This window comes from Kribbella qitaiheensis (assembly GCF_042657745.1).
Lineage (GTDB): Bacteria > Actinomycetota > Actinomycetes > Propionibacteriales > Kribbellaceae > Kribbella > Kribbella qitaiheensis.
This window is the reverse complement of the sequence record NZ_JBHSKE010000004.1, coordinates 87,009-101,340: the sequence shown is the minus strand read 5'-3', so window position 1 is coordinate 101,340 and position 14,332 is coordinate 87,009. Positions and strand designations below refer to the sequence as shown.

The following is a 14,332-nucleotide window of genomic DNA, read 5'->3' as shown; positions in this document are numbered from 1 at the left end:
GCTCACTTACCAGCGGCTACAGGCACCGAGTCTGCCAGCGACCGACCCGATAACACCCATTAGGAAGTACTGCGTTCTGTCTGCGCATCAACCGCCTACGCAGGTGTGGAGGTTGTCGTCGTGAGCGACGTCTTCCTGTCGGTCGGTACAGGCCCTGGTCGCACTACTAGGTGAGGGCGTTGGCTACGGCACTGAGGATGGGGGTGGCGACGGTGAAGGTGGGGACCAGGAGGAGTAGGGCTGCTGTGGTGTAGGTGGCTGAGGCTAGGACCGGGTGGTTGGGTTCGGGGTCGGCTAGGCGTTGGACTCGGAGAACTGTGGAGGACTTGGCTGCGGCCAGGGCTGCCTCCGGCGCGGGGGAGCCGGCTAGGGCTACCAGGGCTCGGGCCAGGGGGAGGGGGCCGTTGCGGCGGCGGGCGTCGTCGTCGGCGAGGAGTTCTACCAGGGTTCGGGCTTGGTCGAGGGCTACGTCGCTGCGGACCCAGCGGGGGAAGGCGTGGTGCAGAGCTGTGAAGGCTTCCAGGACCAGGTCATGCCTCGCACGCAGGTGCGCCTGCTCATGGGCCAGTACCGCCCGCAGTTCACCCTCATCGAGGCAGTCGAGCGCGCCGACGGACACGACCACCCTCGAGCCACGCAGCGCGGGCAGGCAGTAGGCGAGCGGCGTCTCCTCGGCCAGTACGCGCAGACCCGGGATCAGCCCGTCCGGCGTCGCCAGGACGTCCACCAGATCGCGGTGACGCTTCCGCCGCGCTCTGGTCCCGACAGCAACCCGCCCGATAGCCCAGGCCAGCCTGACAGCAACTAGCGCCGTCAACGCAAGCACGGCCGCAGCAGCGAGATCCCGGGCAGACGAAGGATCGAACCGAGGCTCACCCGGCTCACCCGCAGTCGAGTACGACAGCGCGAGCCCAGCCCCGAGAGCAGCCAGTACTGCGGCCAGCGCGATCGCCTGCCACAGGGCAACGGCAGCGCGGGGGATCCGGTAGGGCCAGCCGGACCGAGCCAGGAGAGCCGGTGCCGGCCCGGTCAGCACGAGCGCGAGTGCGGCGAGCAGCAGCGGGGTGATCACCCCTCCCGAGCCTCCAGCCGCGCGAGCGCGTCGCGGAGTAGGGCTGCCTCCTCGTCGCTGACCTGCCCGACGAACCGCACCAGGGCCTCTCGGCGGTCGCCGGCCCGGTCGAGCGCGTCGCGCATCAGGTCCGCGGCCATCTCCTCGCGGGGCGCGGCGGCCTTGTAGCGCCAGGCCTTGCCGTCCCGCTCGCGCTCGGTCAGGTGCTTCTTGGCCAACCGGTCCAGCACCGTCATTACTGTTGTATAGGCGAGGTCGCGGGTGCCCGCGAGCCGCTCATGGACCTCCCGGACGGTGAGTGCGTCATCAGCAGCCCAGAGCTGCTCCATCACCAGCCGCTCGAGGTCGCCGAGGGGGCGCGGAGTTCTCGCATCAGTGGCCACGTGACCAGTATAACTACGCAATGTAGTAGATCAGCCGCTAGCATCTACTACGTAACGTCGTAGATGGCTTGGAGGCCGGCATGGACACCTTGGATCTGGCCAGGTGGCAGTTCGCGATCACGACGGTGTACCACTTCTTCTTCGTCCCGGTGACGATCTCGCTGGTCGCGATCACCGCCGGTCTGCAGACCGCGTGGGTGCGGACCGGCAAGGACAAGTACCTGCGGCTGACCAAGTTCTACGGGAAGCTGTTCCTGATCAACATCGCGATGGGCGTGGTCACCGGGCTGGTGCAGGAGTTCCAGTTCGGGATGAACTGGAGCGACTACTCGCGCTTCGTCGGCGACGTGTTCGGCGCACCGCTGGCGCTGGAGGGGCTGCTCGCGTTCTTCCTCGAGTCCACCTTCATCGGGCTGTGGATCTTCGGCTGGGACAGGTTGCCGAAGAAGGTCCACCTGGCCTGCATCTGGATGGTGGTGCTCGGCAGCCAGTTGTCGGCGTACTTCATCCTGGCGGCGAACTCCTGGATGCAGAACCCGGTCGGCTTCCGCTACAACGCCGAGCGCGGCCGCGCCGAGCTGACCGACATCGGCGCGGTGCTGACCAACAAGGTCGTCCTGGTCACCTACCCGCACACGATCTTCGCCGCGTTCATGGTCGGCGGCGCGTTCGTCGCCGGGGTCGCGATCTGGCACCTGGTCCGGCACAAGGGCGTCGACACCGACGCGTTCCGGACCGCGATGCGGCTGGGCGCCGTCGTCGTACTCGTCGCGGGCGCCGGGGTCGCGTTGAGCGGCGACCAGCAGGGCAAGGTGATGACCGAGGTGCAGCCGATGAAGATGGCCGCGGCCGAGGCGCTCTACCAGACGGAGAAGCCGGCCTCGTTCTCGATCTTCACCATCGGCACGCTGGACGGCTCCCGGGAGATCTACTCGCTGAAGGTGCCGTACCTGCTGTCCTTCCTGGCCACCGGGCACTTCGAGGACGAGGTGAAGGGCATCAACTCGCTGCAGGAGGCCTACGAGAAGCTCTACGGGCCGGGCTCGTACAACCCGAACATCCCCCTCACCTACTGGGCCTTCCGGTTGATGATCGGGGTCGGGATGGCGTCGGCGGCGATCGCCATCTGGTTGCTCTGGACGACTCGCCGGGGCCGGGCGCCGGCCAACTGGTTGGCCTGGGTGGCGCTGCCGTTGCCGCTGCTGCCGCTGGCCGCGAACTCGTTCGGCTGGATCTTCACCGAGACCGGACGACAACCCTGGCTGGTGTTCGGCCTGCTGCTGACCGCGGCCGGGGTGTCACCCGGCACCACGACGTCCGAGGTACTGACCTCGATGATCGGTTTCACCCTGCTGTACGGCGCGCTGGCCGTGGTCGAGGTGAAGCTGATGTTCCGGGCGATCCGTGCGGGCCTGGATCCGGTCGAGCCCGACGATGCGCCGGACCAGCCCGACAAACCGCTCTCCTTCGCGTACTGAGGTGCTGACCATGGAACTCACGACGATCTGGTTCATCGTCATCGCGGCCCTGTGGGTCGGGTACTTCGTGCTCGAGGGGTTCGACTTCGGCGTCGGCATCCTGCTGCGGGTGCTCGGCCGCGACGAGCCCGAGCGGCGCGCGGTGATCACTACCATCGGTCCGGTCTGGGACGGCAACGAGGTCTGGCTGATCGTGGCCGGCGGCGCCACCTTCGCGGCCTTCCCCGAGTGGTACGCGACGCTGTTCAGCGGGTTCTACCTGCCGCTGTTCGCGATCCTGGTCGCGCTGATCCTGCGCGGGGTGGCGCTGGAGTACCGCGGCAAGCGGGACGACCTGGTGTGGCGCTCGCGGATGGACACGATGATCACCATCGGGTCGGTGGTGCCCGCGCTGCTGTGGGGGATCACCTTCGCCAACCTGGTCCGCGGGGTGCCGATCGACTCGTCGCACGAGTTCGTCGGGAATCTGGGATCCCTGCTCAGCCCGTTCGCGCTACTGGGCGGGGTCGCCTTCACCGCGGTCTTCGTGGCGCACGGCGCGATCTTCCTGGCGCTGAAGACGACGGGGGAGTTGCGGCAGCGGGCGAACCGATTCGCGTCGCTGAGCGGTCTCGCGGCCGCGGTACTGGCTGTCGGCTTCCTTGCCTGGGCTCACGGGATGCGTGGCGACGTCGCCTCCGCAGTGGTCGCAGGGGTTGCCGCCGTGGCGTTGCTGGCCGGGTTGGTGGCCAACAGGTTCCGCCGCGAGGGCTGGGCCTTCGTGGGTACGGCGGTCGCGGTCGGCCTGTCGGTGGTCTCGCTGTTCGCGGCGATGTTCCCGGACGTGATGCCGTCGAGTCTCGATCCGGCGTGGAGCCTGACCACCACCAACGCAGCGTCGACGCCGTACACCTTGAAGGCGCTGACGATCATCGCGGGCATCTTCACGCCTCTGGTGCTGCTGTACCAGGGCTGGACGTACTGGGTGTTCCGCAAGCGGATCACCGTCGAGCCGGTCACGGTGACGCCGCTGACCCCACCCCAGCCCGGTCCCGTGTCATGAAGCCGGTGGATCCGAGGTTGCTGCGGAGGGCGCAGGCGGCTCGGGTGTTCATGGTCGGCTCAGTGCTGATCGGGATCGCCACCGGGCTGCTGATCATCCTCCAGGCGGTCTTGCTGGCGAAGGGGATCGCCGGGGTCGTGCTGCACGGTGCCGACATCACCCGCGTGGCCTGGCAGTTGGCTGCGGTCCTGGTGGCACGGGCCGCGCTGCAGTGGTTGCAGGAGGTCGTCGCACAGCGGTCGGCCGCCGCGGTGAAGTCGACGCTGCGGCGGCAGGTGCTCGAGCACTCGCTCAAGCTCGGACCCGCCTGGCTCAGTGGTGAGCGGAGCAGCGCGCTCACCACCTTGCTGACCAAGGGCCTGGACGATCTGGACCCGTACTTCGCCCGCTACCTGCCGCAGTTGGTCCTTGCGGCGACAGTGCCGGCTGGAGTGGTTGCCTGGATGGCCACGGGTGACCTGATCGCTGCCACGACCGTGCTGGTGACATTGCCGCTCATCCCGGTCTTCATGGCGTTGGTGGGGTGGGCGACGCAGGCCCACAGCCGTCGCCGGCAGCACGCTCTCGCAGTACTGGCTCATCACTTCTCCGACGTGGTGGCAGGGCTCCCCACGCTGAAGCTGTTCGGTCGGGCGAAGGCCCAGGCGGCCGCCGTACGCCGGGTGACCGACCAGCACCGGGTGGCGTCGATGGCGAGTCTGCGGCTGGCGTTCCTGTCGTCGTTCGTGCTGGAACTCCTCGCGAGCATCTCGGTGGCGCTGGTCGCGGTCGGCGTCGGGTTGCGGCTGGTGGAGGGCAAGCTCGGGCTGGAGACGGCGCTGCTGGTGTTGATCCTCGCGCCAGAGGCCTACCTGCCCTTGCGGCAAGTCGGTGCGAACTTCCATGCGAGTGCGGACGGGGTCGCGGCCAGCGAGGAAGTGTTCCGTGTGCTGGATACGCCACTACCCGAGCGCGGCGAGCGGACCGACGTACCTGATCTGCGGGTGACCTCGCTGCACCTGCACGACGTGACGGTTCGCTACCCCGAGCGGGACGAACCCGCACTGCGGGGCTTCGATCTGGACCTCTGGCCGGGTGAGGTGGTCGCGTTGGCCGGGCCTAGTGGTGTTGGGAAGTCCACGGTGATCGCGACGATCCTCGGCTTCGTTGTGCCCGAGAGCGGCGTGGTCGTGGCCGGCGGGAGTGCGGCGGACGAGTTCGCGCCGGAGCGGTGGCGTGAGGAGTTCGCCTGGGTGCCGCAGCGGCCGGGACTGCGGCTGGGGAGCATTGCCGACAACGTGCGGCTCGGACGGCCCGACGCCAGCGACTACGACGTACTGCGGGCCCTGGCTGCTGCAGGTGCTCCGGAGCTAGACCCGGCCAAGGCGGTGGGGGAGGGCGGTCAACTGGTGTCGGGTGGGCAACGGCGCAGGGTGGCGCTGGCACGAGCGCTGATCACCGAGGCACCCGTGCTGCTGCTGGACGAACCGACTGCCGGGCTGGACGCATCTTCGGAGGCGGCGGTAGTCGCCAACCTGCGAGCCACGGGACGGACCGTGCTGCTGGTGGCACACCGGCCGGCACTGCTCGCAGCTGCGGACCGAGTGGTCGAGGTGGGCCGAGTGGAAAGCCTGGTGACCGCATGAGCATCGCGACGATGGCTGGCATGGCGTTGGTGAAGCCGGATCGGCGGACGCGGCCGCGATTGGCTCTGGCAGTGTTGGCCGGGGTGCTTGCGGCGGGGTCGGCCGTGGCGCTGCTTGCGACGTCTGCCTGGCTGATCACGACAGCGGCCGCGCAGCCGCCGGTGCTGATCCTGATGGTGGCGATCGTGGCTGTGCGAGCATTCGGAGTCGGCCGGGCCTTCTTCCGGTACGTCGAACGGCTCGCGGCCCACGACGCGGCGTACCGGGTGCTGGGCGAGACCCGCTCGCGGATCACCGGGCGGATGGAGGAACTGGCGCCGGCCGGGCTGACCTCGCTCCGGAGCGGCGACCTGCTAGCTCGTCTGCTCCTGGATGTCGACGCAGTGCTGGACCTCTGGCTGCGGGTGGTCCTGCCCGTGCTGGTAGCCGCCGTGACCGCGACAGCGACGGTCGCGCTGCTCGTGGTGCTGCTTCCCTCGGCTGGTGTCGCGGTGGCTATCGCTGTGGCACTCGCTTGCACGGTGGTTCCGTGGCTGACGGCTAGCAGTGCCCGGAGGGCCGAGCGGTCGATCGCAGGAGCCAGGGGCGACGTAGCGGCCGCTGCGACGGAGACCCTGCTGACTGCCGCCGATGTCGTCGCCTTCAACGCGGTCGACGACGTACTGGCATCCTTCAGCGCAGCAGATGCTCGACTGGCTGCCGCAGAGCGTCGCTCGGCCTGGAGCGCTGGGCTCGGGAGCGCACTGCTCGTCCTCTGTGTCGGCGGAGCCAGCGTTGCAGGCCTGGTGCTCGGCCACCAAGCGGCCATCACCGGCCCTGCCTTCGCGGTACTCGTGCTCACACCGCTGGCCCTCGCTGACGTGCTCGGTGGCATCCCTGCCGCCGCGCAGCTGGCGACCCGCGTGCGGGCGTCACTGGACCGCGTACAGGACCTCCTGAGCACGCCAACCCCGGTCACTGAGCCCACGGTGGCACTACCGCTCCCAACAGGCCGCGACCTCGCGATCAAGAACCTTTACGCCGGCTACGACGACGCGGACGTACTGCGAGGAGTGGACCTGGTCGTACCGGCTGGGAGCCGGGTGGTCGTGACTGGACCCAGCGGTTCCGGCAAGAGCACCCTGGCCGCAGTACTGCTGAGGTTCCTCGAGCCACGGTCCGGGCAGCTCACCCTGGGCGGCGTCGACCTGACCAAGTTGCACGGCGACCAGGTGAGGTCGGTCGTCGGGTTGCTGACCCAGGAGAGCCACGTGTTCGACACGAGCATCCGGGAGAACCTGCTGCTCGCCAAGCCCGGCGCGAGCGACCTGAAGCTCTGGAAGGCGCTCTACCGGGCCAGGCTCGGCCAGTTCGTCGACGGCCTGCCACAGGGACTCGACACGATGGTGGGCGAGCACGGTGCCCGGTTGTCCGGGGGTGAACGGCAGCGGCTCGCCTTCGCCCGGCTGCTGCTGGCGGACCACGATGTGCTGGTGCTGGACGAGCCCACCGAGCATCTGGATGAGGAGACCGCCCGGGCGCTGCTGACGGACCTGTTCGCGGCGGCGGGCCGGCGGACCGTAGTACTGCTCACACACCGGCCGGACCTGGCTCCTCACGTAACGCAACCGGTGGTGGACCTCCGGTGAGCGATGCGGGCCACGGTCCGGGTGTCTGCCAAGATGGGGAACCGTGTTGATCTCTCAGCTTGTCACCCTGCTCACCGACCAGGCCCTGATCGCCATCATCGCGGTGATCGCCGTCCTGCTGGTCGGCGGTACCACCGGTCTGGTCATCTCCCGGCGCCGCAAGGCCGAGCTGCCGGCTCCCCAGCCGACCCCGGAGATCGCCGAGCCTCAGGTCGGTGACGACGCCGAGGAACCCCGAGACACACCGACCCGGACGCTCGAGGACACCGATCTGCCCGAGCCCGGCGCGACCACCACGATCGAGAAGCCCGAGTCGGCCCAGGGCCGGCTGGTCCGGCTGCGGTCGCGACTGGCCCGCTCGCAGGGTTCGCTCGGCAAGGGGCTGCTCGCGCTGCTGTCGCGGGACAAGCTCGACGACGAGGCGTGGGAGGACATCGAGACCACGCTGATCACGGCCGACGTCGGCGTCGCGCCGACCCAGGAACTGGTCGAGCGCCTGCGCACCCGGGTCCGGGTCGAGGGCGTCACCGCAGAGCAGGCCCGCACCATCCTGCGCGAGGAACTGATCGCGCTGGTCGACCCGTCGCTGGACCGGTCGCTGAAGGTGGAGCGCAAGGAGAACCAGCCGGCGGTTGTCCTGGTCGTCGGCGTGAACGGCACCGGCAAGACCACCACGGTCGGCAAGCTGGCCCGCGTGCTGGTTGCCGAGGACAAGCACGTGGTGCTCGGCGCGGCCGACACCTTCCGCGCGGCGGCAGCCGACCAGCTGCAGACCTGGGGCGAGCGGGTCGGCGTCCGGACCGTCCGGGGCCCCGAGGGCGGTGACCCGGCCAGCATCGCGTTCGACGCGGTCAAGCAGGGCATCGAGGAGCAGGCCGACGTGGTGCTGGTCGACACGGCCGGCCGGCTGCACACCAAGACCGGCCTGATGGACGAGCTCGGCAAGGTCAAGCGGGTGATCGAGAAGACCGCCGAGGTGGACGAGGTGCTGCTCGTCATCGACGCCACCACCGGCCAGAACGGCCTCACGCAGGCCCGGGTCTTCGCCGAGGTGATCAACGTGACCGGCCTGGTGCTGACCAAGCTGGACGGCACCGCCAAGGGCGGCATCGTGATCGCCGTACAGCGCGAGCTGGGCGTCCCGGTCAAGCTCGTCGGCCTCGGTGAGGGCGCGGACGACATGGCCCCCTTCGACGCCGAGCAGTTCGTCGACGCCCTGCTCGACTGAGCAGTCCGGCCCGACCGCTGCGACTCCGGCCTAGTGGCGTCTGGCCAGGTGGAGGAGTGTCGCGACGTCCAGCACCACCTGGCTCGGCAGCACGGCTGCCAGTGCGTCGACCAGGTCCTGGCGCTCGTCCGCCTCGAGCATCCGGTACGACGACTGGGTGGTCAGGTAGGCGAGGTAGTCCTCCGCGGACAGCTCGCGCTCCCAGCGGTAGACCTCCTGCCTGAGCTTTCCGAACTCGGGCCGCACCGACAGTTCGTCGTGCGGCCAGAGCTTCAGCAGGCTTTCCGGCTCGGGCGGCTCGCCCGCCGGAGCGAGCATCGGCACCTGCTCGCGGAGCACGCTGAACACCTTGGCCCGTACTGCGGGGTCCGCCACTCGGTCGTGGTTCCAGAACAGGGCCAAGGCTCCACCTGGACGTAGAGCGGCCGCAGTACGGGCCCAGCGGGTGTCTGGGGCGGTCCAGTGGAACGCCTGCGCGCTGTAGACCAGGTCGTAGGACTCCTCCGGCTCGTACGTCTCCAGTGACGCCATCGCGATGTTGACGGCGAGGCCGGCCACGCGCTGGCGCAGTACGACAGCCATGGCCGGGTCGGGCTCCAGTGCGGTGATGCGGAGGCCGCGGCCCGCGAAGGCCACCGTGGCCTTGCCGGTGCCGGCACCGATGTCGAGAGCCGTCGGCTGGGACGGTGCGTAGGCCAGCACCTCGTCGACGAGCGCTTCCGGGTAGCCGGGGCGGACCCGCTCGTACTCCGTCGCTACCTCGCCGAACACCAGTGCTTGCACCCGGTCCGTGGCGATGTCTTCGTCGCTCTCCCCAGTCATGCCGAGGAGCTTAGCCGTGGTGTGAGGGGAGCCGATCTGGTAACGAGGGGGTATGACGCCGAGGATTGTGATCATTGGGGCGGGATTCGCCGGCTATCACGCCGCCAAGACGCTCTGCAAGCTGGCGAAGGGCCGAGCCGAGGTCGTGGTCGTCAATCCGACCGACTACTTCCTCTACGTCCCGCTGCTGCCCGAGGTGGCGACCGGCATTCTCGAGCCGCGCCGGGTGACGGTATCGCTCGCGGACACCCTCCCTGAGGTCCGGCTGGTGCTCGGCGAGGTCGACGGGCTCGACCTCGACAAGCGCATAGTCCGGTACGCCGATCCGGATGATCGGCCCGGCGAGATCGGGTACGACCGGCTGATCATCGCGGCCGGCAGTGTGAACAAGCTGCTGCCGATCCCGGGAGTCGCCGAGCACGCGCACGGGTTCCGGGGGATTCCCGAGGCCGTGTTCCTGCGCGACCACATGACCCAGCAGATCGAACGGGCCGACGCCACAGACGACCAGGCCGAGCGGGACTCGTTCTGCACGTTCGTGGTGGTCGGAGCCGGCTACACCGGTACGGAGGTGGCCGCGCACGGTGTGCTCTATACGGACCTCCTGAAGAAGCGGCGGCCTCGCCTGCAGAACCAGCGGATCCGGTGGATGCTCCTGGACATCGCCGACCGGGTCCTGCCCGAGCTGGACATCCGGTTGTCCCGCACAGCCGACAAGGTGCTCCGGGACCGCGGTGTCGACGTACGGACGAAGATGTCGGTCGAGGAGGCCACTCGGGAGGGTGTGCGGCTCACGGACAGGGAGTTCGTGCCCACCATGTCGCTGATCTGGTGTGTGGGCGTCCGCCCGGACCCGGTGGTCGAGGCACTCGGGCTGAAGACTGAGAGGGGTCGCCTGTCCGTCGACGAGTTCCTGAGCGTGCCGGGTCACCCGGAGGTGTTCGCGTGCGGCGACGCGGCCGCAGTACCGGATCTGACCAGGCGGGGCGAGGTGACGCCGATGACTGCGCAGCACGCCGAACGGCAGGGCAGGCGGGCGGCCCACAACGTCGCGGCGAGCTTCGGAACGGGCGAGCGCAAGGCGTACTCGCACAAGGACCTGGGGTTCGTCGTGGACCTCGGCGGAACCCAGGCCGCGGCCGACCCGCTGCAGATCCCGCTGTCAGGTCTCCCGGCCAAGGTGGTGACCCGCGGCTACCACCTGCTGTCCATGCCGGGGAACCGGATCCGCACCGCGACCGAATGGCTCTTCGACGCGACGCTGACCCGGCAGACGACTCACCTCGGCGTCATACCTGCCGTCGATGTCCCGCTGGAGACGGCAAGCCCAGAGCGTCCTGGGCACCGCCACTAGACCCCAGAGCGTTCGGGGCGCCGCCCTTGGACGACAGGTCCGTCCACCACTCCACCTCGCCCTGAGCGGACGCCTGGGCTTGGGCCTGCGCCTCTGGAGTCTGGGGCAGGTGGCCGAGCCGCTCCACCTGCTCCGCCAGGGCATCCAGTACCGAGCGGAGCTGCACGTGCGCGACCTGGGTGAAGGTCCGCACGTACTCGAGCTCAGCCGCCTGCACTTCGGTGGCCGGCAACCGCTTGACCGCTGTCTCCACCGAGTCGTGCGCCTGCTGCAGTACGTCGCGCTGCTGGTGCCGGGCCGACTCGACCAGGTCCTTGGCGTACTGCTCGGCCTCGGCGACCAGGTTGTCCGCGATCTGCTGCGCCTGGCTCAGCAGGCCGACCGCGTGGGCCGTGATGTGTGCGCGCTCCTGCGAGTCCGGGGTGGTGTTGCGAACCCGCTCCAGCTCAGCCCGGAGCTCCGCCCGGTCGGCGTCGGCGTACTCGATCTGCTCGGCCAGCGCCGCCAGGTAATGCGCCACCTCGTCGGGGTCCAGGCCTTTGCGGCGGGTGCTGAACGTCTGGTGCCGGATCGCGTGCGGCGACTGGGCGGGTCTCCGGGCGAACGGGTCTTCGGGCGTCACTGCTGGCCCCCTGCCGAAGTTGTGGTCCCGAAGGACTCGTAGCGGATGTCGGCCGCCGGGGTGCCGGCTCCGGTGAGTTCGTCGACCGTGTGCGCGACCATGGACGGCGAACCGCACACCAGCGCGGTGTGGCCCGTCCACGGCCCGTGCTCCGCGGCCACCGAGCCGACCAGACCCCGCTGGCCAGGGTACGACCTGTCGTCGGACACAACGGGCGTATAGCTGAACCAGGGCCGCTGGGTGAGTCTGGTGAGCTGCTTGTGCTCGTAGAGGTTCCAGGGCATCCGGGCGCCGTGGAACAGGTGCACCCGAGGGACGTCGGCTGCCTGAGTGCGGCGGTCGAGCTGCTCGAGCATCGCCCGCAGCGGAGCCAGTCCGGTCCCGCCGGCCACCATCAGGATGTCCTTGCGGCCGTTCTCCGGGAGCTTGAGCGTGTCGCCGACCGCGGCACCGAGCCGGACCGGGTCACCCGGCTTGAGCGACCTCACCGCGGGTCCGCTGACCTGCCCACCCGGGACCAGCCCGATGTGCAGCTCGATCGACCCGTCGTCGCGCGGCGCGTTCGCCGGGCTGAAGTAGCGCCAGCGCCGCGGCCGGTACGGGATCTCGAGAGCGACCGACTGTCCCGGCAGGTACGCGAGCGGCTGCTGTGGGCGGATCTGCACGATCGTGACGTCCATGGTGCGGCGGTCCACGCCCAGCACCTCGCCCGGCCACCAGGCCGGTGTCTCCTCCGCCGATTCCTCGGCCGCCTGGACCATCACGGTCGCGACCAGACCGTAGGCCTCCGCCCAGTCGGCCGCGAGCTCAGAGGTCCACGCGGCGCCGAGGAAGTGCTGCAGCGTCGCGAGCAGGGAAGCCCCGACGGCGGAGTAGTGATCGGCGATCACCGAGAACCGCCGGTGGTCCCGCCCGAGCTGCTGCAGGAACGGCACCACTTCGTCGAGCTGCGCGGCGTTGCTGACCACGGCGCCGAGTGCTCCGACGAGCTTGTCCCGCTGGGCTGCCATCGATACCGGGAACATCTCCCGGACCTCTGGGTGGGACAGGAACAGGTGTGAGTAGAAGAACAGCGGGACCTCGTCACCGGACTTGGCGACCAGGGCCCAGCTGCTCTTCAGCGCGGCCGGGTCCATTCGGGGGTCAGCGCGCGGTGACGATGTCGTCCTGGGTGGCACCCAGCGCTTGGACGACCCGCCCGACGATGTCCTCCGGCACGCTGTGCGCCGCGAGCGCGGCGATCAGGTGCTCGACCACCCGGCCGAAGTCGGCGTCGGTGATACCGCGGCCGCGGTGCGCCTCGGCCAGGTCCGCACCCTCGTACGAGACCGGACCACCCATCACCTGCGAGACGAGCTGCACCTGGTGCCGCTTGAGCCGGGCCAGGTCCGTGCCCTCGAAGTACCCGACGAGCTGTGGGTCCGCCAGAACGCTCTGGTAGAACAAATCCACCACCGACGAGATCGCGGCGCCCCCGCCGACGGCGGCGTAGTCGCTAGTGGTCCCGTTGCTGGTCTGCGAGTGCTCAACCACGGAGCAACCATCTCCCAAAGAGTCTCGTAATTATCCCCGAGCAGGCCCGATCCGAACACTTGAAGCAGGTGATGGTCAAGTCGAACGGCGGTTTTCGGAAAGATCCGACCGTACTCGTTCCGACGTTGACAACGTTACTGTAACTGGAAAATCTTGTTTGTCGCATGTTTGCGGAAAGGTTGCCTATAGCAAGAAATCCATCAGAAACGATTGACTTTTCGACCAGCACGCTCAGAACATGTAATTGCCTTAGGCAACGTATGGGAAATGTGTCTGACCTCACGCCTGGATCGATGTTTACCAACACCTCGACTCGGGAATGCTGCGCCGCCTCGGCGAGCCTGCGCCAGGAGCGGCCCCACGGAGGCGGTTGCCCCCGAACCTGGGTTGTCGCGGTCCCGTGGCTGGGTAGTCGCGGACAACGCTGGCGCAGTTCCGCCGACATCGGCGGAGGTGGTTGCGTCACCGGGCTGCGTGATGGTGCTAGTCGGGCCGGTGTGCGTCAAGAGCGCCTTCGGCGTCCCTTCGGGATCGGAACAAGTTCCGACTCTTGACCCACCCCACCCCGACCAGGGAAGGGCGCAGCTATCCCGGAGCCGCTGGGAGGTGTGGCGACGATGCCAGGGAATTCCTCCGCCCAGATGCTTGGGGGACTGCCTTGCCCGGAGGCTCGGGGAGTTGCCTGCCCGGAAGGTCGGGGTGTTCCTCTGCCCGGGCTCGCGGGCCCCCCGAAACCGGCACTTTGTGCACCACCTGAGCAGATCCCGGCGACCTGGGCACTCAACTGGTGCACTAGGTCGGGCCTCGCACACCAAGCCGCGACCTCGCACACCAAGCCGGGACCTCGGACACGACATGACCTTCCCAGGCCCCCACACGGTGTCCGAGGTCCCCACAACCGCACCCCCGTCAGCCCCCAGCCCGGCGACCGGCCGCCCGCTGACGGGTTGTTCGGCCGCTGGCGCCTTACTTGCCGCCAGTGGTCGAACAACCATCCAGCGGACCCCGAAATGAGCCACACGCCGCCGACCAACCCGCCCACCCGGCCAACAAACCCGCCAGTGGACGAACAACCCGCCAGTGGACGAAAAACCCGGCAGTGGTCGAACAACCTGCCAGCACCAGTCCCCGAATCGGCACAACCACCGCCCGCGCAGGAGAAAACCGCCACCCACCGGGGTGAAAGCCCACTCCGGCGGCGGCTGGCGAACCGACCGACAGGTAGTAGTCGCCGCACCCACAACCCCGGCAGGCACCCCACGCCTGGAAACTCCGCGACCACACCAGCACTACCTGTCGCTCGGTACACGCCACCCCCGAAAACACCACCCCGATCCGGCTCAGACCTCTCCGCGGGATCCGCGTAGCTGCGTCCTTCCCTGGTCGGGATGGGGTGGGTCAAGAGTCGGAACTTGTTCCGATCCCGAAGGGACGCGAAGCGCTCACTGGTGCAGCATGGCTGGTGTCGGTGGCTTTAGATGGGTTGCCGATGCACCCGAGGTGGCTGCTGGGTTACCGCCCCAAGCGCTTGACGAGTCGACGTCC

12 protein-coding genes are annotated in these 14,332 nt (G+C 68.9%); 6 read left to right on the top strand and 6 right to left on the bottom strand.

The genetic code is table 11. The features are described 5' to 3' along the window. Window positions 1–166 precede the first annotated feature (166 nt). Both ACFPJ1_RS03090 and ACFPJ1_RS03085 read right to left on the bottom strand, forming a co-directional pair. Window positions 167–1,072, bottom strand: a complete 906-nt coding sequence (locus ACFPJ1_RS03090; protein WP_380101253.1) for a M56 family metallopeptidase — start codon at window positions 1,070–1,072, stop codon at window positions 167–169. Then, window positions 1,069–1,455, bottom strand: coding sequence for a BlaI/MecI/CopY family transcriptional regulator (locus ACFPJ1_RS03085; protein WP_380101252.1), 387 nt, complete (start codon window positions 1,453–1,455; stop codon window positions 1,069–1,071). Before ACFPJ1_RS03085 ends, ACFPJ1_RS03090 begins: the two co-directional genes overlap by 4 nt. A gap of 80 nt (window positions 1,456–1,535) precedes the next feature. Here ACFPJ1_RS03085 and ACFPJ1_RS03080 point away from each other — a divergent pair, with 80 nt between their 5' ends. From ACFPJ1_RS03080 to ftsY, 5 genes are read left to right on the top strand one after another with little or no spacing between them, the layout of a single operon-like run. Continuing rightward, window positions 1,536–2,933, top strand: coding sequence for a cytochrome ubiquinol oxidase subunit I (locus ACFPJ1_RS03080; protein WP_380101251.1), 1,398 nt, complete (start codon window positions 1,536–1,538; stop codon window positions 2,931–2,933). A 10-nt stretch (window positions 2,934–2,943) separates the two neighbouring features. Continuing rightward, a complete protein-coding gene (gene cydB, locus ACFPJ1_RS03075; RefSeq protein ID WP_380101250.1) occupies window positions 2,944–3,975 on the top strand; it encodes a cytochrome d ubiquinol oxidase subunit II in 1,032 nt (343 codons plus the stop codon). Then, complete coding sequence (cydD, locus tag ACFPJ1_RS03070; RefSeq protein WP_380101249.1) at window positions 3,972–5,600, top strand: thiol reductant ABC exporter subunit CydD; 1,629 nt, start codon at window positions 3,972–3,974, stop codon at window positions 5,598–5,600. The genes cydB and cydD overlap by 4 nt, the downstream gene beginning before the upstream one ends. Continuing rightward, on the top strand, window positions 5,597–7,228 hold the full coding sequence (gene cydC, locus ACFPJ1_RS03065; protein WP_380101248.1) for a thiol reductant ABC exporter subunit CydC: 1,632 nt from the start codon (window positions 5,597–5,599) through the stop codon (window positions 7,226–7,228). Before cydD ends, cydC begins: the two co-directional genes overlap by 4 nt. Before the next feature lie 43 nt (window positions 7,229–7,271). Then, a complete protein-coding gene (ftsY, locus tag ACFPJ1_RS03060) occupies window positions 7,272–8,456 on the top strand; it encodes a signal recognition particle-docking protein FtsY (protein WP_380101247.1) in 1,185 nt (394 codons plus the stop codon). A gap of 30 nt (window positions 8,457–8,486) precedes the next feature. Here the strand turns inward: ftsY and ACFPJ1_RS03055 are convergent, their stop codons facing one another. Then, window positions 8,487–9,278, bottom strand: coding sequence for a class I SAM-dependent methyltransferase (locus tag ACFPJ1_RS03055; protein WP_380101246.1), 792 nt, complete (start codon window positions 9,276–9,278; stop codon window positions 8,487–8,489). Between the two features lie 52 nt (window positions 9,279–9,330). Between ACFPJ1_RS03055 and ACFPJ1_RS03050 the strand changes: the two genes are divergently transcribed. Continuing rightward, entirely contained in the window at window positions 9,331–10,632 is a 1,302-nt protein-coding gene (locus ACFPJ1_RS03050) for an NAD(P)/FAD-dependent oxidoreductase (RefSeq protein ID WP_380101245.1), read from the top strand. On the opposite strand, the gene ACFPJ1_RS03045 is transcribed toward ACFPJ1_RS03050, so the two are convergent. Genes ACFPJ1_RS03045 through ACFPJ1_RS03035 form a run of 3 tightly spaced genes read right to left on the bottom strand, consistent with a single transcriptional unit; the run spans window position 10,568 to window position 12,787 of the window. Continuing rightward, window positions 10,568–11,254 (bottom strand): DivIVA domain-containing protein, encoded by a 687-nt coding sequence (locus ACFPJ1_RS03045; RefSeq protein ID WP_380101244.1) that lies wholly within the window; start codon window positions 11,252–11,254, stop codon window positions 10,568–10,570. The two genes, ACFPJ1_RS03050 and ACFPJ1_RS03045, sit on opposite strands and share 65 nt — an antisense overlap. Further along, window positions 11,251–12,390: a globin domain-containing protein gene (locus tag ACFPJ1_RS03040; protein ID WP_380101243.1), complete on the bottom strand. Its 1,140-nt coding sequence runs from the start codon at window positions 12,388–12,390 to the stop codon at window positions 11,251–11,253. Before ACFPJ1_RS03040 ends, ACFPJ1_RS03045 begins: the two co-directional genes overlap by 4 nt. Window positions 12,391–12,397: 7 nt before the next feature. Then, complete coding sequence (locus ACFPJ1_RS03035) at window positions 12,398–12,787, bottom strand: group I truncated hemoglobin (protein WP_380101242.1); 390 nt, start codon at window positions 12,785–12,787, stop codon at window positions 12,398–12,400. Window positions 12,788–14,332: the final 1,545 nt, after the last annotated feature.

Excerpts from the sequence above, each read along its gene's own strand:
- ACFPJ1_RS03080 (WP_380101251.1), top strand. The coding sequence starts at position 1,536 with ATGGACACCTTGGATCTGGCCAGGTGGCAGTTCGCGATCACGACGGTG.
- cydB (WP_380101250.1), top strand. The coding sequence starts at position 2,944 with ATGGAACTCACGACGATCTGGTTCATCGTCATCGCGGCCCTGTGGGTC.
- cydD (WP_380101249.1), top strand. The coding sequence starts at position 3,972 with ATGAAGCCGGTGGATCCGAGGTTGCTGCGGAGGGCGCAGGCGGCTCGG.
- cydC (WP_380101248.1), top strand. The coding sequence starts at position 5,597 with ATGAGCATCGCGACGATGGCTGGCATGGCGTTGGTGAAGCCGGATCGG.
- ACFPJ1_RS03055 (WP_380101246.1), bottom strand. The coding sequence starts at position 9,278 with ATGACTGGGGAGAGCGACGAAGACATCGCCACGGACCGGGTGCAAGCA.
- ACFPJ1_RS03050 (WP_380101245.1), top strand. The coding sequence starts at position 9,331 with ATGACGCCGAGGATTGTGATCATTGGGGCGGGATTCGCCGGCTATCAC.
- ACFPJ1_RS03040 (WP_380101243.1), bottom strand. The coding sequence starts at position 12,390 with ATGGACCCGGCCGCGCTGAAGAGCAGCTGGGCCCTGGTCGCCAAGTCC.